We start from the raw sequence: 21,874 nt of genomic DNA, 5'->3' as shown, positions 1-21,874 counted from the left end.
GTCATCTTCCGTTCAAGGGGAGGTCGGCCCCGGGCTGAATCGGGTTCGTACCGGGCGTGACAGAGTTGCTGAAAGCGATCTGAGTACCTCCGGGAGCTTCTTGGAGGACCACCGCCCGGTTGTTGTCGATGGCCTCCAGAACCTTCCGCTGCAACTCCTCCGGCGAGGCGTCCCTGTTCTGTGTTCCGATTTCCCGGCCCCGCTCGTTGTTGTAGAGGTCCATCGCCTCCCTTGCCGCGGGGTTGCTGCCCACCATCTCGTGCGCGCTGGTGAAGGTGCTCGTCCACTCGGGACCGAACTCCTGGGTCATGCGCGCGTTCCAGTACATATGCCGGAACGCGTCGGAATGCCCGTCCGCGAGAGACCTTCTGTTCTCCGTCGTGTCGAGGTCCGGGTAAGCGGACTTCGCCACCTCCGCTGCCTCATCTTGAATGGCGTAGAAGGTCTCGAGGTTGAACACCCCATGCGGTGGTTTGGTGGCGAGCAGCGCCAGCGCCGCCGCCTCCTCCTGCGTCATTGCCTTCGGCTGGATATCCGGTAGATAGAGGCGCAGTGTGTCCAAGAGAACGCCGGACGGGAAGACGACCGTCGTGTCCGAGGCGTCGACCTGGTATTCGCGCAGGATACGGGCCAGTTCCGGATCGCTGGGTATCGGGATAAGCGTTTCGCGGACCGCCTCCGGCAGATTTTCGAGCACCTCGTTGAGGGTGGCGTTGTAGCGGAGATCGGCTGTCCAGACATCGTTCAACGCCTCCTGCAGCGCCTCCTGGTAGTCGCGTCGTACTCGCTCGACGGACATTGACCGGGTCAGGCCGGTGAGCAGGCTGCCGGTCATCCAATCCAGCACCGATTTCCTCGACAGCACCTGACCGTCCTCGGTGTAGAACAGTTCGTACTCCGAGGCCTCGATCTTGCGGACGGTGTCCACGATGGTTGTCTTGGCCGAACGAAAGATTTCGGCCACCTCTTGGATGGGGGCCTTCATCGAGGCGATCGCGTCCACGGTGGCGAGCGCGTTCCGTCGTTCGGTCTCGAACCGGGTCCGAAGGGCATCACCTGCCTCGCCTTCGAAGTAGTCGCGTGAATTCTGTACGTCGCGACTGGCTGCCTCGACATCGGTCTCGATGGTGTTGGCGAGGGAGTCGAGTTCGGTCGGCAGCCGTTCGGCGGGGCTGATCGTCCACCCGAGCACGGTCGAGATCTCGATCGAACTGCCGTCCGTCATCGCTGGCCCGCCTGCTCCATCGACGCGGCGCTGGCCGCTTCCTGGGCTTCGTAGGCCGCGGCGGCGGTGTCGAGATCCGCGGCGACGGTGGTGATTCGGCCGGCGTGGTAACGGACGACCCGGTCCAGCGCCCCGAGCACTTCCTGGACCCGGACGAACGTCTCGGACTCGTCGATGCCCTCGCGAGCGGCATCTCGGGTGGCCTTGGCCAGCGGCTGATGGCCTTCGATAGTCCCCGCCCGCGTCCGCAACCTCGCTGCCAGCTCCCGCACCTTGACCGAATCGACGTTCACCGCGCACCCCGCGAATCCTGTTGCCTGCGAATTCGACCCTCGGTTTCCCGCGCCTCCGCCAGCGCCGCCGTGTGCGCCCGCTCGTGGCAATCCCGGACGAGCTGGGCGAAGTGCTCCGGACCGCGTTCCATCGCGAACTCCGTCAGGCGCAGGTCGGTGATGGTGCCGTAGATGTCGACCTCGATAGTGATCGAGCCATCGGGCGAATAGGCCGCGCCCCGGACCTTCGCGACGGCGGTATTGAGTTCGGCGACCTGTCGGGCCACCTGCTCCAGGTCGTCAGACACCGCTGTCTCCCGGGTTCGGCGCTGCCGGGTCGAGAATGCGCACGGCGTGGTCGATGGCGGCGGTGTGTGCGTTCCGATGCTGCCCGACGAGGACTGCTGCCAGCTGCGCGGGGCCGTCGTCCATGGCGTAGTCGGCGACGTGCAGGCGGGTGATCCGGCCCGCCGGGTCGGTCTCGATGGTCACCGTTCCGTCGGCCGATCGCGATTCCCCGCGAACCGCCGCTATCTGCTGGTCCAGCTCCGATTCGGGTTCCGCACCGTGCACGCTCCGCCCCGCCTTCACATCGTCGGGACAGCCCACAGTGGTCTCCCCCGGCGCTACCGTATACGAATGCTCGAGTGCCGCGAAGGCTGTGGCTCTCGGGAATTCACCCGAGGTCGGGGGCCGAGGGGTCAGATGAGCTCTGGCGGCAACGCCAGCGACGGGACGAGCGTGGTCAGGTCGACGAGCTCGATATGCGCGCCGTGCTCCCGAGTGAAATCGGCGACGGTGTGGGCGCTCGCGGGTCCGAAGCGTGCTTCGAATCGGGCTCTGGTGTGTGGAGACGATCTGCCGAGCGCCCATTCGATCGTCGACTTGGATGTCGTCAGGAAATGGATGGGAAGAGTGCCGACAACGAATAGTTGAGCACGCCGATCGCGGTCAGCGAGCGCCAGGTGGACCAGGTCGGCAACGACGCCTCGCTTGCGCATGGTGTCGGCGCCCTTCCACTGCGCGACCTTGAATTCGGCTATTCGCCTGTTGGTTTCGAGATCGAAGGGGCGCGCAGGATCGTTGCCCGCTCCGAGGGACGGCCTTCGCGCGACCACCTCGCCGGGTTCGAGGATGGCAGGCAGCACGCGCGCTATGACGGTCGCGTGAATGACGTCGCTGAGGCGACCGACGTGTGCTCGCACAGCCAGCGCGGCGTCGAGAAGGTCGTCGCTGAATCCGTACTCGGTGGTCACCGCGGCGCTCATGGTCGAATCGGCGTGCTCGAGGGCGGCCTCCGCGTCGGCGAGGTGCAGCGTCAGGTCGCGGTCGGTGAGGAATTTCAGCAGCGTGGCGAACGATTCGGCTGGTTGGCTGCCGCTCGTGGAGTTCTCGACCGGTTCCGGGTGGCCAGCCCGTTGAGGGGTGTAGACGCTGGTGGTCAGCCCCGATCTGCGCAGCTCGGCGAGCGCGCGATGCGAGGTGAACGCCGACCGCGGTAGCCCGGTGATGAGCTGGTAGACCTGCTTGGGTGGGTAGCGCTTGTTCGCGACGACCACCCAGTGCTCGCGGATCGGCTCGGGCGTGATCGCGCTGATCGCCTCGAGCGGTAGAGGTCCGCTCCCCTCCTCCATGCGGGAGAGCGCGGAGTCCAGCGCTTCGGCGGGGAGGGCAGCGCGTGCGCCGCGAATTTCGATGCCGATGAGCAGACCGTCGCGGTCGAAGTCGACGATGATGTCGCCGCGATCGACGTCGACATGCTGCTGCCGGACCGCTTCGCCGTTCGCTATCTCCTTCAGGGAGATGTAGGCGGCGTTGGCGGCGGGGTCGTAGGTCATCTGCATGAGAACGAATTCTCCAGCCTGCGCGGCCTCCCTGCCGGACCGGCCATCCGGCGCTAGCCTGAGATATGGACGCTGTCACGGTTGTCCCCACCCCGGCCAACGAGCCGATCCACACCTACGCCCCGGCCACCCCGGAACGCGAACGCCTCCGCGCGAAACTCACCGAGATAGCCGAGCAGCAGGTGGAGATCCCCCTGGTCATCGGCGGCAAGCACCGCCCGGGTACGGGGACCAGGCATGAGATCGTCACCCCGCACCGGCACAGCCACGTGCTCGGCACCTACACCGATACCACGCACGAGGAAGCCCAGTCGGCGATCGATGCCGCGCTGACCGCGGCCGAAGGCTGGCGCGCCCTCCCGTTCGACGAGCGCGCGGCCGTCCTGCTCCGCGCCGCCGACCTCCTTTCCGGCCCGCACCGGGAAACCCTGGCCGCCGCGACGATGCTCGGCCAGTCCAAGTCCGCCCAGCAGGCGGAGATCGACGCTCCGTGCGAGCTCATCGACTTCTGGCGCTTCAACGTCGCCTTCGCCCGCGACATCCTCGCCCAGCAACCGCAGTCGAGCGCGGGCACCTGGAACCGCATGGACTACCGCCCGCTGGAGGGCTTCGTCTACGCCATCACCCCGTTCAACTTCACCGCCATCGCGGGGAACCTGCCCACCGCGCCCGCGCTCATGGGCAACACGGTGGTGTGGAAACCGTCGCCGACGCAGACGCTCGCCGCGTTCTACACGCTGAAGCTGCTGGAGGAGGCGGGGCTGCCGCCGGGGGTGATCAACCTGGTCACCGGGGATGGGCAGGCGCTGTCCGAGGTCGCGCTCCGCGATCCGAACCTGGCGGGGATTCATTTCACCGGGTCCACGAAGACGTTCAAGTACCTGTGGCAGCAGGTCGGGCAGAACCTGGAGCGGTATCGCGGGTATCCGCGGCTGGTCGGTGAGACCGGGGGGAAGGACTTCGTGGTCGCGCACCCATCGGCCGATCCGGCGTCGCTCGCTACCGCGCTGGTCCGCGGTGCTTTCGAGTACCAGGGGCAGAAGTGCTCGGCGGCCTCCCGCGCGTACCTGCCCAGAAGCGTCTGGAACACCATGCGGGACGACTTCCTGCACGCGACAGCCGGCCTGAGCTACGGCGACGTACAAGACCTGACCCACTTCGGCGGGGCGCTGATCGACCGTCGCGCCTATGACAAGAACGTGGCAGCGCTGAACAGGGCGAAAGACGCGGGGATCGAGATTCCGGTGGGCGGCCGAGCGGACGACAGCGAGGGGTACTTCGTGCAGCCGACCGTCCTGCTGGTCGACGACCCGCGCGACGAGGCGTTCGGCACCGAATACTTCGGCCCGATCCTCGCGATCCACGTCTACGACGACAACGCCTGGCCCACCGTCCTGGACGAGGTGAACGACGCCGCACCGTACGCCCTCACCGGCGCCGTCTTCGCGCGCGACCGGCAGGCGATCAACCAGGCGAGCGAGAGGCTGCGGTACGCGGCGGGGAACTTCTACGTCAACGACAAGCCGACCGGCGCGGTGGTCGGGCAGCAGCCGTTCGGCGGCGCCCGCGGCTCGGGCACCGACGACAAAGCGGGTTCACCGCTGAACCTGCTGCGCTGGGTCGCGCCCCGGACCATCAAGGAGACCTTCGTCCCGCCCACCGACCACCGCTACCCGCACATGGACACGCCGTGAACCCGCTGCGCCCGGTGATCCTCGCGGCGGCGGGGTCGCCCCGGCTCGCGAAGGCCGTCACCACGGTGCCGATCACGGCGGCGGTGGTGCGCCGCTTCGTGGCGGGGGCCGACCGGGCCGCGCTGCTCCCGGTGCTGCGGGGGTTGCTCGCCGACGGGCGGCGGGTCAGCGTCGACTTCCTCGGGGAGAACACCACCGACCCGGCGCAGGCGGACGCGGTCGTCGCCGAGTACCTGGCGTTGATCGCGGACCTGGCGACGCTGGCCGATGCGCCCGGCACCGAGCTGGGCCCGGAGTGGGCGGTGCCGCTGGAGGTGTCGGTCAAGCTCTCGGCGCTGGGCCAGGCACTGCCCGAGCCGAAAGCGGTGGACCGGCTGCGCACCATCTGCGCAGCCGCCGAGCGGGCGAACATCTGGGTGACTGTGGACGCCGAGGACCACACCGCCACCGCGGGAACCCTTGCCACCGTGCACGCCCTGCGCGCGGAATTCCCCTGGCTCGGCGTGGTCCTCCAGTCCTACCTGCACCGCACCGAAGCCGACTGCGGCAGCTTCACCGATGCCAGGGTCCGGCTGTGCAAGGGCGCGTACAACGAGCCGCCCGAGGTCGCCTTCCAGCACAGCGCCGAGGTCACCGGCTCCTACCTGCGTTGCCTCGACGTGCTCATGCACGGCGACGGCTACCCTATGGTCGCTACGCATGACCCGGCGCTGGTCGAGGCCGCCATCGAAGCCGGCAAATCCCGCTACGAGCACCAGATGCTCTACGGCGTCCGGGAGCTGGAGCAGCGCAGGCTGGCGGCAGAAGGCCGGGCGGTGCGGGTCTACGTACCGTACGGCACCGAGTGGTACGGCTACCTGACCCGTCGCCTGGCCGAGCGCCCGGCCAACCTCGGATTCTTCCTGCGAGCCCTGGTCAGCCGCGGCTGACTCACACCAGCGGCTTGCCCAACCGGCGGCGCAGCCGGAAATCGGCGAGGTAGAAGTTCATCGGGAAGAGCCGCAGCGCCGTCGGCAGCTTGCGCTGGCTCGCGCCGATGGCCCGCATGAGCAGCGCGAGCCGCCGCTCCTCGCGCTCCGACCAGGTCATCCCCATCTGCTCGCGCAGCCGCGGCGGCAGCAGCCCGGTCACCAGGAAACGCTGGACCGGGGCGAAGGCGCGCAGCGGTTTGGGCAGCATGTGCAGGTCGATGAGGGTGTCGAAGTACTCGCGGGTGCGGTCATCGATGGCGCGGGCGGCGAGGCCGGTCTCCCAGTACTCGGCGAAGGCGGCGCGGTCGGCGGGCCACATGTCGGGGCGCATCTGCAGGGAGGTGCCGAGGCGGGCGGCGTAGCGGTAGAAGGTGTCGGCGGTGGCGTCGTCCCACTCGCCGTGCAGGCGGCGCTCGATGTCGATGACGCCGTAGTAGAGGCAGGCGGCGACCCAGAGCTGCAGGTTCGGGTCGAAGGCGTTGTACTTCACCGGGCTCTGCGCCGAGGAGCGGACCGAGCGGTGCGCGGTGTTCACGGCCTCGCGGTAGACGGCGCGCTCCTCGTCGGTGCCCATGAGCGCGACAGCGAGGTAGGTGAGCGTGGTGCGCAGCCGCTTCAGCGGGTGCAGCATGACCTTGCCCGAATCGACCGAGCTCTCCAGCACGCCGTAGGCCACGGGGGCGTGGCTGAGCTGCATGATCACATTCGCGGTGCCGCCGAGGAAGGCGCCGGCGCCGGTCCAGCGCGCGGCCATGTCGAAGTCGTCGACCGGGGTCGGCGCGGGTGCCGTGAGTGGTGCTGGCATCGTTGCCCGCCTTCCGTGAGAAGATTCGGCGTCAAAGTTCTCATCATCTCGCAATGCTGTCAATCGGGGCTGCAACCATGCGATGCTGAAGCTGTCATCGTTTCGCGGATGGATAGGGTGGCCCACATGGCGAAGCTGACCCGACTGCTGCATCTGGTGCGGTCCGCGGGCCCGGAGGACCGCAACCAGGCCCGGGTGCTCGACGCGGCGCTCGTCGCCTTCCTCGACTTCGGCATCAAGCGGACCAGCATGGTCGAGGTGGCGCGGCGGTGCGGTCTCTCGCTGGCCACGCTGTATCGGCGCTTCGCCAGCAAATCCGATCTGATTCAGGCTGTGGGGTTGCGGCAGGCTCGGCAGTTCGTCGAGGACGTGGATGCTGCCTTGCAGCGGCAGGTCGATCGGGATGCGGGGGCCGAGGATCAGATCGTCGAGTTGTTCGTCGTTTTCCTGGAGGGGTTGCGGGGGAACAAGTTGCTGGATCGGTTGTTGCAGACCGAGCCGGAGATCGTGCTTCCCTATCTCACCGTGCAGGGGGCGCCGGTGATCGAGCTGGGGCGGGATTACCTGGTGGAGTTCATTGCTAGGTTGCAGCGGGAGGGGAAGTTGCCGGAGTACGATCCGGCGCCCATTGCCGAGATGATCGCTCGGACGTCGCTGTCTTTGGCGCTGACGCCGCAGACGGTTATTCCGTTCGAGGACAACAGGGCCGTGCGCGAATTCGCGCGCGATCACATCGCTGTGTCGTTCCGGGTGCCGGGGCGGTTGGCGTAGGGCTGAACGCCGTGCCGATCATTCGACGGACAGATTTGCTTTGCGGTAACTGACACGCTGGGTGGCCCTACGTCCAGAACCAGTCAAGGTCAGGTCATGACTCAGCCGCCCTATCCGCAGCAGTCCAACGGGCCGCAGTATCCCCAGCAGCAGCCGTACGGGCAGCCGTACCCGCCGCCGCAGCCGCCGAAGAAGAAGCCGGTGTGGCCCTGGGTGTTGATCGGCGCCATGGTGTTGCTCTGCGGCGGCTGCTTCGGCATCGTCGGGTTGGCGAGCAACAGTGCCGACGAGGACGAGTCGACGGCCACGTTCACGTCGGCGGCGCCGGGTGCCGAACCGGCCGGGGGCGCGCCGAAACCGGCCGCTCCGGAGGTCGCCTCGGCCGGGGCGACCGTGCGGGATGGGAAGTTCGAGTTCCGGGTGACCGGTGTGGATGCCCCGGTGAAGACGGTGGGCAGCAATCCCTATCTGAAGGAGACCGCGCAGGGGCGCAGGTTCGACAACGACACCTCGGCCGAGATCAATGTCAACGACGAGATCGTCACCGAGGTCAACCCGGGGAACAGCGTCGATGTCACCGTGGTCTTCGACGTTCCGGCGGGGTCGGTGCCCGCCACGCTGGAGTTGCACGATTCGGCGTTCTCCGGCGGGGCGAAGGTCGCGATCGGTTAGACCAGCGGGAGTCCGTGCTTGCGACGGAAGCGCAAGTCGCTGAGATAGATGCCCAGGGGCAGGCGGCGCACCGAGTAGGGGAGGGCGTTGTCGACGTGGCCGAGGAGGCGGAGGGTGCGGGAGAGGAGCCATTCGTCGCGCGACGTCCAGCGCAGCCCCATCTGCTCCCGGACGTGCGGCGGGAGCATCCCCGCCACCAGGTAGCGGTGCGGGCGGCCGAGCAGGACCTGCACCGGCAAGGGAAGCATCTTCAGGTCGACCAGGTCGCGGAGGTAGCTGCGGACGGCGGGGGAGACGGTGGTGGCGGCGAGGTTCTCGGACCAGTAGCGGTCGAAGGCGGCGCGGTCGGGGGGCCACATGTCGGGGCGGACCTGGAGGGTGGTGCCGAGGCGGGCGGCGTAGCGGTAGAAGGCCTCGGCCTCGGGGCCCTCCATCGGGCCGTGCAGGCGTTCGTGCAGGTCGGCGAGGCCCCAGTAGAGGCAGGCGGCTACCCACAGCTGGAGCCGGACGTCGAAGGCGTTGTACTTCACCGGGCTCGCCGCAGTCGACCTGACCTGACGGTGCGAGGTGTTCACGGCCTCGCGGTAGGCGGCGCGCTCCTCGTCGGTGCCGAGGAGGGCGACGGCGAGGTAGGTCATGGTGGTGCGGAGGCGTTTGAGCGGGTGGATCATGACGTTGCCGCTGTGCACGGTGCTCTCCAGCACGCCGTAGCCGACGCCGGGGGTGGCGAGTTGCAGGATGACGTTGGGGGCGGCGGCGAGGCCGCCGGCGACCACCGGGAGGAAGGCGGCGATCTCGAAATCGTCGGCTGACTCGGGTGCTACGGGCAAAGGTCGGGACATCACGACCTCCGATCTCGGCGCTGAGACGGATACACACCTACGGTGTCACTGTTTCGCGGCCCGCGTCGGCGAGTCCGGCGAGCGGTGACCGATCTGTGATCAGTAGCGTGGTCGGGGTGCTGCTGCGATCGCTCAACCCGGCCGCCGTCGCCGCCGGCGACGACCTTCCGGATGCCCTGACCATTGCCGGGGAGACGCTCTCCCGCTCCGATCTGCTCGGGGCGGCTACCTCGGTGGCGGAGCGGGTGGCGGGGGCTGAGCGGGTCGCCGTGCTGGCGCGGCCGACCGTCACCACCGTGCTCGCGGTGACGGGGGCGTTGCTGGCGGGGGGGAGTGTGGTGCCGGTGCCGCCGGATTCGGGTGCCGCGGAGTTGCGGCACATTCTCAGCGACTCGGGGGCGCAGGCTTGGCTGGGGGACGCTCCCGAGGGGAGCGAGCTGCCGCGGATTCCGGTGCGGAAGCACGCGCGGTCCTGGCATCGCTATGCCGAGCCGGATGCGGCGGGGATCGCCTTCGTGCTCTACACCTCCGGCACCACCGGTGCGCCGAAGGGTGTACTGCTGAGCCGGGGTGCCATTGCCGCGGGGCTGGATGCGCTGGCCGAGGCTTGGGCGTGGACCAGGGATGACACGCTGGTGCACGGGCTTCCGCTGTTCCACGTGCACGGGCTGATCCTCGGGCTGCTCGGTCCGCTGCGGGTCGGGAGCCGGTTGATCCACACGGGGAAGCCGACGCCGGAGGGGTATGCGGCGGCGAAGGGCACGCTCTACTTCGGGGTGCCGACGGTGTGGTCGCGGATCGCGGAGGACGAGGGGGCGGCGCGTGCGCTGGCGAAGGCGAGGCTGCTGGTGTCCGGGAGTGCGCCGCTGCCGGTGCCGGTGTTCCAGAAACTGGAGCGGCTCACCGGGCGGGCGCCCGTGGAGCGGTATGGCATGAGCGAGACGATGATCACGCTTTCGACCAGGGCCGATGGTGAGCGCAGGCCGGGGTGGGTGGGGTTGCCGGTGCGCGGGGTGGAGACCAGGCTGCTGGACGAGCGCGGTGCCGAGGTGCCGCATGATGGGGAATCCATCGGCAGCTTGCAGGTGCGGGGGCCGATGCTCGGCGACGGGTATTTGAACCGGCCGGACGCCACCGCCGAAAGTTGGCTCGCTGGCGGGTGGTTCGCGACGGGGGATGTGGCGGTGATCGATGCCGGCGGGTTCCACCGGATCGTCGGGCGGGAGTCGGTGGATCTGATCAAGTCCGGGGGGTACCGGGTCGGGGCGGGTGAGGTGGAGACGGCGCTACTCGGGCATCCCGAGGTGGCGGAGGTCGCCGTCGTGGGGCTGCCGGACGACGATCTGGGCCAGCGCATCGTCGCCTTTGTGGTCCCGCGCGGCAGCGCGCCGGACGAAGCGGAGCTAGTGGCGCATGTGGCGACGGAACTGTCGAACCACAAGCGCCCGCGCGAGATCCGCTTCGTCGAGACGCTGCCGCGCAACGCCATGGGGAAGGTGCAGAAGAAGCAGTTGAGCTAGTTGTGCGCGTGCAGCGCGGAGTTCAGCTCGATGCCCGTGCCCGTGCGGGAAACCACTTCCACCGCACCGGACTGCGAGTTCCGCCGGAAGAGCAGGTTCGGCTGTCCGCTCAGCTGCGCCGCCTTCACGATCGTCCCGTCGGGGGTCGACACCTTGGTGCCCGCGGTGAGGTAGAGCCCCGCCTCGAGCACGCAATCGTCGCCGAGCGGGATGCCGAGCCCGGAGTTGGCGCCGAGCAGCGAGCGGGCACCCACCGAGATCACGGTGGTGCCGCCGCCGGAGAGCGTGCCCATGGTGGAGGCACCACCGCCCACATCCGATCCGTCCCCGACCACGACCCCGGCCGAGATCCGCCCCTCGACCATGGAGGTCCCGAGCGTCCCGGCATTGAAGTTCACGAACCCCTCGTGCATGACGGTGGTCCCGGCGGCCAGGTGCGCCCCCAACCGGACCCGGTCGGCGTCGCCGATCCGCACCCCGGTGGGCACCACGTAATCGACCATCCGCGGGAACTTGTCGATGCTGTAGACGGTGACCGGGCCCCGGCTGCGCAGCCGCAGCCGCACGGTCTCGAAGCCGTCCACCGCGGCGGGGCCGTGGTTGGTCCACACGACGTTGGCGAGCAGCCCGAACTGCCCGTCCAGGTTCAGCCCGTGCGGCTGGACCAGGCGGTGCGAGAGCAGGTGCAGCCGCAGGTAGACGTCGTGCGCGTCGACCGGCGGCGCCGCGAGGTCGGCGATGGTGGTGCGCACCGCGACCACCTCCACGTCGCGCGCGTCGTCGGGGCCGAGCAGGGTGGAGTACTCGGCGGGCGGCGCGTCCAGCCGCTCGGTGCCGGTGCTGTCGAAGCTGCCGAGCTCCGGGGCCGGGTACCAGGTGTCCAGAACGGTCCCGGACGAGGTCACGGTGGCGATGCCGACTGCTGCTGCTCCCTGAGTGCTCACGTCGAGAGAGCGTACCCATCGTGCCCGGCACGTGGTGCCGCCACGTCCGCCGACCGCGCGACCAGCGCCGAGCGCAACTTCCAGATGTCGGCGCCGCAGGTGGGGTCGAGCCCGGTGAACTGGGCGATGCGCTTGAGCCGGTGGTCGACGGTATTGGCGTGGATGCGCAGCTGCCGCGCGGTCAGCTGGCGGTTGAAGTCGTTCTCCAGGTGGGTGCGCAGCGTGCTGAGCAGCTCGGGGTGCTCGTCCAGCGGGTTCAGGATGGCGGCGAGGCAGTCGCGGGCGGGGCCGGGGCGGGTGAGCTGGAACTCCAGCGCCATGCGCTCGAAGCGGTGCAGGCCGCCGCGGGTGCCGATCAGGGTGACGGTGTCGAGCAGCTGGTGCGCGCGGTCGGCGGCGTCCGGGATGGCGTGCCGGTCGGCGTGCACGAGGGTGGCGGTGATCGGGACCCGCGCGGCCGCGGCCAGCTCGGCGATCAGCGCCTCGAGCGAGGCGTCGGTGACGGTGTGCGCGGGCAGCAGCACGGTGCCGCCGTCCACGCTGAGCAGGGCGAGCGTGTGCGGCCCCGCGTGCGCGGCGAGCGCGGCCTGGGTGCGGCGCAGGGTGCGCCGGGCCACCACGTCGCCGTCGAGCGCCGGGTCGGCGGCGTCGGGGTGGGTGGGGATGTGCAGCGCGAGCACGGCGTACCGCTCGGCGGGCTCGATACCGCACTCGCGAGTCATGGTGCTGGTGGAGTAGCCGCCGAGCAGCGCGGAGGTGAGGGTGTGCACGGCGGTGTGGTGGTCGGCGGCGGCGGAGCGCAGCTCGCGGACGTAGGCCATGCTGATCGCGGTGGTCATCCGGTCCAGCGCGGTCAGCATGGCGCGCATGCCGGCCACCAGGGTGTCGTAGTCGTCGCGCCGCACCTCGCTTTCGGTGCGGCGCGCGGCCACCAGGTCGAGCCCGATCCGGTAGCCGGCGTGCACGGCGTGGTGCACGGCGTCGATCGGGACGCCGGTCCTGGCCCAACCGGCCGCGGCGCGCTCGATCTCGGCGAGGTGCTCGGTGGTGTCGTCGCCGTCGGCGGTCGCCAGCGCCGCGGCCAGGCACTGCCGGGTCAGCGCGGTCACCTCGTCCGGGGCGTCGAGCGACGCGATCTCGAGTAGTTCGCGTTCCGGCAGGGTCACGGTCACGACAGGCTCCTCCACTGCTCGGCGCCTACCAGGCGGTAACGGTGTTACTCGGAGACGTTACGCGCGTAACCGGCGCATATCAACGGGGTGCGCCGAGTTCGCGCAGTGCGCCCGCGGTGTCCAGATCGGCGTAGGCGGTGGCGTACCGCTCGGCCAGCGCCAGCGCGATGTCGGGGCGCTGCCACAGCTCGCCCGCGCTCGCGGTGCAGAGCCAGAGCGTGAGGCCGTGCGCGACCGAGGCGCGGTAGCCGGCCTCGATCTCGGACGCCGACGGCAGCTCGGCGGCCGGGAGGCCGAGTGCGGCACGGTACTCGGCGAGCAGCCCGGCCTCGGCCGCGCGGCGGTCGGCGATGGTGAGCGCGCCCTGCAGGAAGTAGCCGAGATCCAGCGACCAGGAGCCGCGCCGGGCCACCTGCCAGTCCAGGAAGCCGACCCGGGCGCCGTCCAGCAGGTAGGTGTTGCCGATGTGCGCGTCGCCGTGCAGCAGGGTCTGCGGGCCGGTGGTGAGGCTCGCGATGTAGGGCTTCCAGATGTCGTCGATGAGCCGGCCGATGGTCAGGTCGAGCACGGCGGGCGGGGCGTCGGGGAGCCGGTCGAGCGCGGCCTGCAGTGGCGCGATCTCCATGCCGTTCCACGGGACGAAGGGCTCCAGCCACGAGAGCTCGGGGTGGGCGTCCAGCCGGGCGCCCCAGTAGTGGCCGTGCAGCCGGGCCAGGGCGCGGACGCCGTCGGCGGCCTGGTCGACGGTGAGCGGGCGGGTGGCGTCGCGCGGGTCCGCGCCGCGCTCGGTCAGGTCCTCCATGACCAGCAGGAAGTCCTCGCGCTCGGGATCGATCAGGGCGGTGTACACGGCCGGGTGCTCGATCGGCAGCGCGGCGCCGGAGCGGAAGAGGTTCGGCTCGTGGAACATGCCGCTGGTGAGCTTGATCAGCTCTCGGTGCGCGGGGTCGGCCGCCTTGACGAAGACCGAGCGTGGTCCGGGCGCGCCGTCGTAGGTCAGCGCGAGCCGGGCGCGCCGGTTGGTGCCGTCGTCGCGCAGGGCGACGGTCACCGCGGCCACCCTGGCGCCGGGGAAGTGGCCGGCGAGCGCGGTGGTCATCCAGGCCGGGGTGAGCTGTGCCCAGTCGGTGGGAATCGGCAGGTCGGCGGTCATGGTTACCCTCTTCCGGAGTGCGAGGAGAATTGCATTCTCAGGAGAGGTTACGCGCGTAACCGTCGGCTCAGGTGGATTCCCGGACCACCAGCACCGCGAGATCCGCGCCGGTCGCCTCGGCTTCGGTGGGGTAGCCGAGCGCGGACATGAAGGACGCCGTCGCCACCTCGACGATCGCCTCGGCCTCGAAGGCGACCGAGGTGAGCGGCGGCGCGGCGACCTCGCCGAGCGGGATGGCGTCGACGCCGATCACCGCGAGGTCGCGTGGGCACTCCAGCCCGGCTTTCCGCATGCCGTGCTGCACCACGAACGCGGTGTCGTCGTTCTGCGCGCACACCGCGGTGATCCCGCGCTCGTGCCAGCCGGTGACGATCCCGGCCGCGTCGGCGGCGCGCAGCTCGACGAGTTCGGGCTCCGGCAAGCCGCGGGCATCCATGGCGGTGCGCAGCCCGGCGAGCCAGTACTCGCCGAACAGGCGCAGTGCGGGGTCGGGGGAGAAGGCGTAGGCCAGCCGCCGGTGGCCGCGCGCCACCAGGTGCGCGATCCGCAGCTCGCCCGCGGTCAGGTGCAGGTTGCCGAGGTCGGCGAGGCGGCTGCTGCCGAGGTGGAAGTTGGGGATGCGGGCTGCCTCGACCGCGGCCAGCGCGGCGCCCTGCAGCGGGTAGACGCCGGTCACGGCGACCGGGTCCAGGTCGGTGATGGCGTTCACGACGGCGGCCTCGTCGCCGGTGTCGAAGAGGAGCACCTGCATGACGCCGCGGCGCGCCAGCTCGGTCGTCATCCTGGTGCTCACCTCGATGGCCAGCGCGTTCAGCGCGACCTGCGGCAGCACGAAGAGCACGACGCCGCTGCGCCGGCGGGCCAGGTTCCTGGCCGCCAGGTTGGGGCGGTAGCCGAGCTCGTCGGCGGCGCGGCGGACCGCGGCCCTGGTCTGCTCGGAGATGGAGCGGCCGGGGACGTCGTTCAGCACGTAGCTGACGGTCGCGGTGGAGACCCCCGCGTGCCTGGCCACATCCGCTTTCGTCGGTCTCGCGGTCATCACACCCCTTCTCCTCGCCCCGGCCGCGACCATGATGGCATGGCATCCGTCCGGCGAACGGCCCGTAGGCTGGCGGCGTGAGCATCGATTTGCGCGCCGACCCGATCGAGCTGACCGCCGCCCTCGTCGACATCCCGAGCGTCTCGCGGGACGAGGCGGCCATCACCGACGTGGTGGAAACCGCGCTGCGCGAACAGACCTCGGGCTTCACCGTGCGACGGCACGGCAATGTCGTCCTCGCACGTACCGACCGCGGCAGGCGGGATCGGGTGATCCTGGCCGGGCACCTGGACACCGTCCCGATCGCGGACAACCTGCCCAGCCACTACGTCATGGAGGACGGCCACCGGGTGCTGGCCGGTTGCGGCACCGTGGACATGAAATCCGGCGACGCGGTCTTCCTGCACCTGGCCGCCACCGTGGCCGATCCGGTCTGTGATCTCACCCTGATCTTCTACGACTGCGAGGAGATCGCGGCCCGCTACAACGGCCTGAACAGCGTCGAGCGGGACTTCCCCGAGTGGCTGGAGGCCGATCTCGCCATCCTCGGCGAGCCGTCGGCGGGCTGGGTCGAGGCGGGGTGCCAGGGCACGCTGCGCGCGAAGCTCAGCACGAAGGGCGTGCGGGCGCACTCGGCCCGATCCTGGCTGGGCGACAACGCTATTCATCGGCTTGCCCCGGTGCTGGAGCGGCTGTCGGGCTACCGCGGCCGCGAGGTCGACATCGACGGCTGCGTCTACCGCGAGGGGCTCTCCGCGGTGCGGGTGGGCGGCGGGGTCGCCGGCAATGTGGTGCCGGACGCCGCCGAGGTCGAGGTGAACTTCCGCTTCGCCCCCGACCGCTCGGTGCAGCAGGCCGCCGAGCACGTCGCCGAGGTCTTCTCCGGGCTGGAGCTCGACCTCGAGGTCACCGACTCGGCGGCGGGCGCGCTGCCGGGGCTGAAAGCGCCTGCGGCCGCCGACCTCATCTCGGCGGTGCGCAAGCAGGGCGGCGGCGGGGTGCGGGCCAAGTACGGCTGGACCGATGTGGCCCGGTTCGCGGCCCGCGGCATCCCGGCGGTGAACCTCGGCCCCGGCGATCCGAACCTGGCGCACAAGCGCGACGAGCGGGTGCCGGTGCGGCAGATCACCCAGGTCACCGAGGTGCTCAGGGGGTACCTGACCGACGGCGCGTGACGCCGCGGCAACGGCCGGGCGAACAACGCGGTCCCGGCGCTCGGGCCGGGGCGCGGCCGGTAGCGTGGGGCGCATGTCCACCGACGCCGAAGCTGCCGGTCCGCGCAGGCCATCCACCAGATTCCGCGGGCCGCTGGTGTTCCGCCGGGCGCGCCGCGACGGCAGCACCGCCGACCGCAACCTGCTCGACCAGCGCGGTGATTCGGATTGGGTGCACACCGACCCGTGGCGGGTGCTGCGCATCCAGGCCGAGTTCGTCGAGGGGTTCGGCGCGCTCGCCGAGGTGCCGCGCGCGGTCACCGTCTTCGGCTCGGCGCGCACCGGCGAGGAGCACCCGGAGTACCAGGCGGGGCTGGCCATCGGCGCCGCGCTGGCCGAGGCGGGGTACGCGGTGATCACCGGCGGCGGGCCGGGCGCGATGGCGGCCGCCAACCGCGGCGCCTGCGAGGCGGGCGGCTACTCGATCGGGCTCGGCATCGAGCTGCCGTTCGAGCAGGGGCTGAACGAGTGGGTCGACCTCGGCATCAACTTCCGCTACTTCTTCGTGCGCAAGACCATGTTCGTCAAGTACTCGCAGGCATTCGTCTGTCTCCCCGGCGGTTTCGGCACCCTGGACGAGCTCTTCGAGGCGCTCACCCTGGTCCAGACCCGCAAGATCACCCGGTTCCCGATCGTGCTCTTCGGCACCAGGTACTGGGGCGGGCTGGTGGACTGGATCCGGGATTCGCTGGCCGCCTCCGGCAAGATCTCGCCGGAGGACCTCGACCTGCTCTACGTCACCGACGACGTCGCCGAGGTGGTGCGGATCATCCGCACCTCCGGCGGCACCGGCGGCGTCGACGCGCTCGGCACCGAGGACGAATGGTGACCGCTGCGAGCGGGTACGCCGTCTGTGTGTACTGCTCGGCCAGCACCACCGACCCGGAGCACGTGCGGCTCGCGGCCCGGGTGGGCACCGAGATCGCCCGGCGCGGCTGGCGGCTGGTCTCCGGCGGCGGGCACGTCTCCATGATGGGGGCGGTGGCCACCGCGGCGCGGGCGGGCGGCGCGCACACGCTCGGGGTCATCCCCAAGCACCTGGTGCACCAGGAGGTCGCCGACGTGGACTCCGACGAGCTGATCGTCACCGACACCATGCGGCAGCGCAAGCAGATCATGGAGGAGCGGGCCGACGCCTTCCTCGCGCTGCCCGGCGGCATCGGCACCCTGGAGGAGTTCTTCGAGACCTGGACCGGCGGCTACCTCGGCGAGCACGGCAAACCGGTGGTGCTGCTGGACGCGGGCGGCTTCTACGGCGGCCTGCTGGACTGGATCGCGACGCTGCGCGACCGCGGTTTCGTCACTGCGGCCGCGCTGGACCGGGTGGTGGTCGCCCCCGATCTGCCGTCGGCCTTCGCGGCGCTGGAGTCCGCGCGGGCCTGAGAGGAGAACCGCAGTGAGCACATCGACGGTCGGGCTGTTCGACATCGTCACCCGGCTGCCCGGGATGTTGCCGGACGCGCCGGTCATGCTGCGCAACGCGCTCGGGCTGCTCACCGGCGGCCGCTCGGTCGGGTTCGCCTTCCAGCAGGTGGCGCACCGGGTGCCGGATCGGGTCTTCCTGCGCTTCGAGGGCGCGGCGTTCACCTACCGCGAGGCCAATGCCGAGGTGAACCGGTACGCGGCGGTGCTCACCGCGGCCGGGGTGCGCTCCGGCGACGTGGTCGGGATCCTGCTGCAGAACCGGCCGGAGGCGCTCTTCGCGGTGCTCGCGACGGTCAAGCTCGGCGCCACCGCGGGGCTGCTCAACCACCACCAGCGCGGCGAGGTGCTTGCACACAGCATCGGGCTGCTGGAGAGCCGGGTGCTGATCGCGGGGGCGGAGTGCGCGGAGGCGCTGGACTCGCTGGACGAGCGGCCGGGCAACCTGCTCGCGGCCGAGGAGCTGGCCGAGCGGGCGCGCGCCGAAGCGGCCGACGATCCGGCCGCGTGCGCGCGGGTGCGGCCGAGCGAGCGCGCCTTCCTGATCTTCACCTCCGGCACCACCGGCATGCCGAAGGCCAGCGTCATGACGCACGCCCGGTGGGGCAAGGCGATGGCCGGGCTCGGCGGGTTCGGGGTGCGGCTGCACGGTTCGGACACGCTCTACTGCTGCCTGCCGCTCTACCACAACAACGCGCTCACGGTCGCGCTCTCCTCGGTGCTCGCGGGCGGCGGGACGCTGGCGCTCGGCCGGAGCTTCTCGGTCTCCCGGTTCTGGGACGAGGTGATCCGGGAGCGCGCCACCGCCTTCGTCTACATCGGCGAACTGTGCCGGTACCTGCTGAATCAGCCGGAGCGCGCGGAAGATCGGGGGCACCGGGTGCGGCTGGCGGTCGGGAACGGGCTGCGGCCGGAGCTCTGGGACGATTTCCAGCGCCGCTTCCACGTGGGGCGGATCGTCGAGTTCTACGGCGCCAGCGAGGGCAATATCGCCTTCATCAACGGTTTCGGGGTGCCGCGCACCGCCGGGTTCGGGCCGCTGCCGTACGCCGTGGTCGAGTACGATGAGGAGGCGGGCGGGCCGCGCCGGGGCCGGGACGGGAAGCTGCGCCGGGTGCGCACCGGCGAGGCCGGGCTGCTGCTCGCCAAGGTCACCCGGCTCACCCCGTTCGACGGGTACACCGACCCGAAGGCGGGCGAGGCCAAGCTGGTGCGGGACGGCTTCCGCCGCGGCGACGTCTGGTTCGACACCGGCGATCTGGTGCGCGACCAGGGCTGGTTCCACATCGCCTTCGTCGACCGGGTCGGCGACACCTTCCGCTGGAAGGGCGAGAACGTGGCCACCACCGAGGTCGAGGGCGCGCTCGGCGCGGCCCCCGAGCTGGCGCAGGCCGTCGTGTACGGGGTCGAGGTGCCCGGCGCCGACGGCAGAGCCGGGATGGCGGCGGTGGTGCTGCGCCCGGATGCCGAGTTCGACGGCGCCGCGCTGGCCCGGCTGGTGCACGACCGGCTGCCCGCCTACGCCCGCCCGCTCTTCGTCCGGGTGGTCGGTGAGCTGGAGCAGACCTCGACCTTCAAGAGCCGCAAGGTGGAGCTGCGGAAGCAGGGCTTCGACCCGGACGCCGACGGCGAGCTGTACGTCCTCGACGGCCGGGAGGCGGGGTACGTGCCCTTCCACGACGACTACCCGGCCGAGGTAGCCGCCGGCCGGGCCCCGCGCGGCTGATCCGGACACCACCGACCGGTCGCTATCCCCGTCGGTACAGTCGGAGCATGATCAGCCCCGCCGCGGCCCCGCCGCCCACCCTCTGCGGCAGGCCGGTGGCGACGGATCGGGCGCTGGTCATGGCCATCGTGAACCGCACCCCCGACTCCTTCTACGACCGCGGCGCCACCTTCACCGACGCCGCCGCCATGGATGCCGTGGCCCGCGCCGTGGACGAGGGCGCCGACCTGGTCGATATCGGCGGTGTCAAGGCCGGGCCGGGCGCCGAGGTGGACGCCGCCGAGGAGAGCCGCCGGGTGGTGCCCTTCGTCGCCGCCATCCGGGCCCGCTACCCCGAGCTGCTGATCAGCGTGGACACCTGGCGCGCCGAGGTGGCGCTCGCGGCCGGGAAAGCCGGCGCCGACCTGGTGAACGACACCTGGGCGGGCGCCGACCCGGAGCTGGTCCTGGTCGCCGCCGAGCGCGGCATGGGCATCGTCTGCAGCCACACCGGCGGCGCCGTGCCGCGCACCCGCCCGTTCCGGGTGCACTACGCCGACGTGGTGGCCGAGGTGACCGCGGTGGTCACCGCGGCGGCCGAGGCGGCGCTCGCGGCGGGGGTGCGCCGGGACGGCATCCTCATCGATCCGACCCACGATTTCGGCAAGAACACCTACCACGGGCTCGCTCTGTTGCGCGGAGTGGACGTTCTTGTAAAGACCGGATGGCCCGTCTTGATGGCGCTGAGCAACAAGGATTTCATCGGGGAGACTCTTGGTGTCGGACTATCCGAACGGCTGGAGGGCACATTGGCGGCGACAGCGTTGTCGGCGGCACAGGGCGCCCGAGTCTTCCGGGTCCACGAGGTCGCCGCGACCCGGCGGGTCGTGGACATGACCGCGGCGATCCAGGGCATCCGGCCGCCGGCGCGAACATTGCGAGGACTGGTATGACGAACCGCTATCGCGAGCACGGCTGGGCGGCCACGCACACGTGGGACGCCCCCGACTGGACCGTCGACGAACTGGTCGACGCCAAGGACGGGCGCACGGTCTCCGTCGTGCTGCCCGCCCTGAACGAGGAGGAGACCGTCGCCGACGTGGTGGCCAGCATCCGGCCGCTGCTCGGCACGCTCGTGGACGAGCTGGTCGTCCTCGACTCCGGCTCCACCGACGCCACCGCCGCCCGCGCCCGCGCCGCCGGGGCCAGGGTGGTGAGCCGGGAGCAGGCGGTGCCGGAGCTGGAGCCGGTGCCGGGCAAGGGCGAGGTGCTGTGGCGCTCGCTCGCCGCCACCGGCGGCGACCTGGTGGCCTTCGTCGACTCCGATCTCATCGACCCGGACCCGTCCTTCGTGCCGCGGCTGCTCGGGCCGCTGCTCACGGTGCCGGACCTGCACCTGGTGAAGGCGTACTACCGGCGGCCGCTGCGGCAGGGGGGCACGGTCGACGCCACCGGCGGCGGGCGGGTCACCGAGCTGGTGGCGCGGCCGCTGCTGGCCGCGCTGCGGCCGGGGCTCGGGCCGGTGCTGCAGCCGCTCGGCGGGGAGTACGCCGGGACCAGGGAGCTGCTCACCTCGGTGCCCTTCGCGCCGGGCTACGGCGTCGAGATCGGGCTGCTGCTCGACACCTACGACCGGCTCGGCCTGCACGCCATCGGCCAGGTGAACCTCGGCGTGCGCACGCACCGCAACCGGCCGCTCTCCGATCTCGGGGTGATGTCGCGGCAGATCCTCGGAACGGTGCTCGGCCGCTGCGGAATCGCCGACTCCGGGGCGGCGCTCACCCAGTTCCCGCTGATCGGTGACGAATTCACCGCGCACAGCACGCACGTCTCGCTCGCCGACCGGCCGCCGATGAACACGCTGCGCCCGGCCGAGGTCGCGGCCTGAGATCGGTTACCGGTCCGCCGAGTCGGGTTCGTCGTCCGGCGGCTCCGATTCGGCGGCGATGCGGGCGCGCAGTTCGTCCACGGTCACCTGCTCGTGCTCCCGCGGGCGGCGCAGCCGCAGGATCAGTGCGGTGCCGAGGGCGAGCGCGGAGACAGCAAGCGCGAGCAGGACGAAGAGCGACTCGCTCACTGCCCGGTCCCGCGCAGCTGGAAACCGGCCGGGACGTCGCCGCTGTGGAAGTACTCGGTGAAGACCTCGGCGGCGTGCGCGGCGGTGAAGACCTCGTCCGCGTGCACGTACCGGTCGGCGGCGCCGCACGGGATGGGTACGCTCGGCGCCCCGGTCCGCGCGCCGGGCAGGCCGAGCACGTAGTGCCGGGGCAGCCCGCCGCCGCCGGTGCGGCACAGCTCCAGGGTGAGCGCGTCCGCCGCGCCGAGGCACTGCACGAAGTTGCCGCCGAAGGCGGTGCTGTCGGCGAGCGTGATCCCGGTGGCGCGCAGCGGCATCGGGAGCCGGGCCAGGTTCAGCGAGTACCGGCGCTTGCCGTCGAGGCCGCGCAGCGGGCGCAGGTACCGCGCCACCGCCTCGCCGGGGCCGAGGAAGACGCGGAGCCGGTCGCTGTAGGTCATCCGATGGGTCACCAGCGCGCCGGAATCGCGCTCCACGGCCGGGACGCGGAATCCGCCGTCGTCGGAGGTCGCCACCACGGAGTTCACCTTAC

Annotated in this window: 24 protein-coding genes; 11 read left to right on the top strand and 13 right to left on the bottom strand. The window is 70.9% G+C overall.

The window, feature by feature from the left end:
• Window position 1 precedes the first annotated feature (1 nt).
• The 5 genes from AB0H71_RS23455 to AB0H71_RS23435 form a co-directional block, all read right to left on the bottom strand.
• A complete protein-coding gene (locus AB0H71_RS23455) occupies window positions 2–1,225 on the bottom strand; it encodes a hypothetical protein (protein WP_357024661.1) in 1,224 nt (407 codons plus the stop codon).
• A complete protein-coding gene (locus AB0H71_RS23450) occupies window positions 1,222–1,518 on the bottom strand; it encodes a type VII secretion target (protein ID WP_357024658.1) in 297 nt (98 codons plus the stop codon). Before AB0H71_RS23450 ends, AB0H71_RS23455 begins: the two co-directional genes overlap by 4 nt.
• A complete protein-coding gene (locus AB0H71_RS23445) occupies window positions 1,515–1,805 on the bottom strand; it encodes a YbaB/EbfC family nucleoid-associated protein (RefSeq protein ID WP_357024655.1) in 291 nt (96 codons plus the stop codon). The genes AB0H71_RS23450 and AB0H71_RS23445 overlap by 4 nt, the downstream gene beginning before the upstream one ends.
• Window positions 1,798–1,989 carry a hypothetical protein gene (locus AB0H71_RS23440; protein WP_357024652.1) on the bottom strand — a complete coding sequence of 64 codons (192 nt, stop codon included), beginning with the start codon at window positions 1,987–1,989 and terminating at the stop codon, window positions 1,798–1,800. The genes AB0H71_RS23445 and AB0H71_RS23440 overlap by 8 nt, the downstream gene beginning before the upstream one ends.
• Before the next feature lie 209 nt (window positions 1,990–2,198).
• Window positions 2,199–3,341, bottom strand: coding sequence for a DUF2283 domain-containing protein (locus AB0H71_RS23435; RefSeq protein ID WP_357024649.1), 1,143 nt, complete (start codon window positions 3,339–3,341; stop codon window positions 2,199–2,201).
• Between the two features lie 65 nt (window positions 3,342–3,406).
• Here AB0H71_RS23435 and pruA point away from each other — a divergent pair, with 65 nt between their 5' ends.
• Complete coding sequence (gene pruA, locus AB0H71_RS23430; protein ID WP_357024647.1) at window positions 3,407–5,035, top strand: L-glutamate gamma-semialdehyde dehydrogenase; 1,629 nt, start codon at window positions 3,407–3,409, stop codon at window positions 5,033–5,035.
• The gene (locus tag AB0H71_RS23425; protein ID WP_357024644.1) at window positions 5,032–5,964 is read left to right on the top strand and encodes a proline dehydrogenase family protein; all 933 of its coding nucleotides are present in this window, start codon (window positions 5,032–5,034) and stop codon (window positions 5,962–5,964) included. The genes pruA and AB0H71_RS23425 overlap by 4 nt, the downstream gene beginning before the upstream one ends.
• Window position 5,965: 1 nt before the next feature.
• On the opposite strand, the gene AB0H71_RS23420 is transcribed toward AB0H71_RS23425, so the two are convergent.
• Entirely contained in the window at window positions 5,966–6,811 is an 846-nt protein-coding gene (locus tag AB0H71_RS23420; RefSeq protein ID WP_357024641.1) for an oxygenase MpaB family protein, read from the bottom strand.
• A 126-nt stretch (window positions 6,812–6,937) separates the two neighbouring features.
• Here AB0H71_RS23420 and AB0H71_RS23415 point away from each other — a divergent pair, with 126 nt between their 5' ends.
• Entirely contained in the window at window positions 6,938–7,582 is a 645-nt protein-coding gene (locus AB0H71_RS23415; protein WP_357024638.1) for a TetR/AcrR family transcriptional regulator, read from the top strand.
• Window positions 7,583–7,678: 96 nt separating this feature from the next.
• A complete protein-coding gene (locus AB0H71_RS23410) occupies window positions 7,679–8,254 on the top strand; it encodes a DUF4352 domain-containing protein (RefSeq protein WP_357024635.1) in 576 nt (191 codons plus the stop codon).
• Here AB0H71_RS23410 and AB0H71_RS23405 read toward each other — a convergent pair.
• On the bottom strand, window positions 8,251–9,096 hold the full coding sequence (locus AB0H71_RS23405) for an oxygenase MpaB family protein (RefSeq protein ID WP_357024633.1): 846 nt from the start codon (window positions 9,094–9,096) through the stop codon (window positions 8,251–8,253). The genes AB0H71_RS23410 and AB0H71_RS23405 overlap by 4 nt on opposite strands.
• A gap of 116 nt (window positions 9,097–9,212) precedes the next feature.
• Here AB0H71_RS23405 and AB0H71_RS23400 point away from each other — a divergent pair, with 116 nt between their 5' ends.
• Window positions 9,213–10,616: an acyl-CoA synthetase gene (locus AB0H71_RS23400; protein WP_357024629.1), complete on the top strand. Its 1,404-nt coding sequence runs from the start codon at window positions 9,213–9,215 to the stop codon at window positions 10,614–10,616.
• On the opposite strand, the gene dapD is transcribed toward AB0H71_RS23400, so the two are convergent.
• The 4 genes from dapD to AB0H71_RS23380 all read right to left on the bottom strand — a co-directional run bounded on the left by dapD (window position 10,613) and on the right by AB0H71_RS23380 (window position 14,924).
• The gene (gene dapD / locus AB0H71_RS23395; protein ID WP_357024626.1) at window positions 10,613–11,560 is read right to left on the bottom strand and encodes a 2,3,4,5-tetrahydropyridine-2,6-dicarboxylate N-succinyltransferase; all 948 of its coding nucleotides are present in this window, start codon (window positions 11,558–11,560) and stop codon (window positions 10,613–10,615) included. The genes AB0H71_RS23400 and dapD overlap by 4 nt on opposite strands.
• Window positions 11,557–12,732 carry a helix-turn-helix domain-containing protein gene (locus AB0H71_RS23390; protein ID WP_357024624.1) on the bottom strand — a complete coding sequence of 392 codons (1,176 nt, stop codon included), beginning with the start codon at window positions 12,730–12,732 and terminating at the stop codon, window positions 11,557–11,559. The genes dapD and AB0H71_RS23390 overlap by 4 nt, the downstream gene beginning before the upstream one ends.
• Window positions 12,733–12,811: 79 nt before the next feature.
• The gene (locus AB0H71_RS23385) at window positions 12,812–13,885 is read right to left on the bottom strand and encodes a phosphotransferase (protein ID WP_357024620.1); all 1,074 of its coding nucleotides are present in this window, start codon (window positions 13,883–13,885) and stop codon (window positions 12,812–12,814) included.
• A gap of 67 nt (window positions 13,886–13,952) precedes the next feature.
• On the bottom strand, window positions 13,953–14,924 hold the full coding sequence (locus AB0H71_RS23380) for a LacI family DNA-binding transcriptional regulator (protein ID WP_357024618.1): 972 nt from the start codon (window positions 14,922–14,924) through the stop codon (window positions 13,953–13,955).
• A gap of 77 nt (window positions 14,925–15,001) precedes the next feature.
• On the opposite strand from AB0H71_RS23380, the gene dapE reads away from it, so the two are divergent.
• From dapE to AB0H71_RS23350, 6 genes are all read left to right on the top strand, one after another.
• Entirely contained in the window at window positions 15,002–16,099 is a 1,098-nt protein-coding gene (dapE, locus tag AB0H71_RS23375) for a succinyl-diaminopimelate desuccinylase (protein WP_357024615.1), read from the top strand.
• A gap of 73 nt (window positions 16,100–16,172) precedes the next feature.
• On the top strand, window positions 16,173–16,967 hold the full coding sequence (locus AB0H71_RS23370; protein WP_357024612.1) for a TIGR00730 family Rossman fold protein: 795 nt from the start codon (window positions 16,173–16,175) through the stop codon (window positions 16,965–16,967).
• On the top strand, window positions 16,961–17,521 hold the full coding sequence (locus AB0H71_RS23365) for a TIGR00730 family Rossman fold protein (protein ID WP_357024609.1): 561 nt from the start codon (window positions 16,961–16,963) through the stop codon (window positions 17,519–17,521). Before AB0H71_RS23370 ends, AB0H71_RS23365 begins: the two co-directional genes overlap by 7 nt.
• Window positions 17,522–17,585: 64 nt before the next feature.
• On the top strand, window positions 17,586–19,286 hold the full coding sequence (locus AB0H71_RS23360) for a long-chain-acyl-CoA synthetase (RefSeq protein WP_357025531.1): 1,701 nt from the start codon (window positions 17,586–17,588) through the stop codon (window positions 19,284–19,286).
• Window positions 19,287–19,333: 47 nt separating this feature from the next.
• The gene (gene folP / locus AB0H71_RS23355; RefSeq protein WP_357024606.1) at window positions 19,334–20,218 is read left to right on the top strand and encodes a dihydropteroate synthase; all 885 of its coding nucleotides are present in this window, start codon (window positions 19,334–19,336) and stop codon (window positions 20,216–20,218) included.
• Window positions 20,215–21,153, top strand: a complete 939-nt coding sequence (locus AB0H71_RS23350) for a glucosyl-3-phosphoglycerate synthase (protein WP_357024603.1) — start codon at window positions 20,215–20,217, stop codon at window positions 21,151–21,153. Before folP ends, AB0H71_RS23350 begins: the two co-directional genes overlap by 4 nt.
• A 6-nt stretch (window positions 21,154–21,159) precedes the next feature.
• On the opposite strand, the gene AB0H71_RS23345 is transcribed toward AB0H71_RS23350, so the two are convergent.
• Window positions 21,160–21,342, bottom strand: coding sequence for a hypothetical protein (locus AB0H71_RS23345; protein ID WP_357024600.1), 183 nt, complete (start codon window positions 21,340–21,342; stop codon window positions 21,160–21,162).
• Complete coding sequence (locus AB0H71_RS23340; protein WP_357024597.1) at window positions 21,339–21,860, bottom strand: hypothetical protein; 522 nt, start codon at window positions 21,858–21,860, stop codon at window positions 21,339–21,341. The genes AB0H71_RS23345 and AB0H71_RS23340 overlap by 4 nt, the downstream gene beginning before the upstream one ends.
• Window positions 21,861–21,874 lie beyond the last annotated feature (14 nt).

Source organism: Nocardia sp. NPDC050697 (genome assembly GCF_040654395.1).
Classification (GTDB): domain Bacteria; phylum Actinomycetota; class Actinomycetes; order Mycobacteriales; family Mycobacteriaceae; genus Nocardia.
Note: the sequence above shows the minus strand (reverse complement) of the source record. Positions and strands in the feature narration are given on the sequence as shown.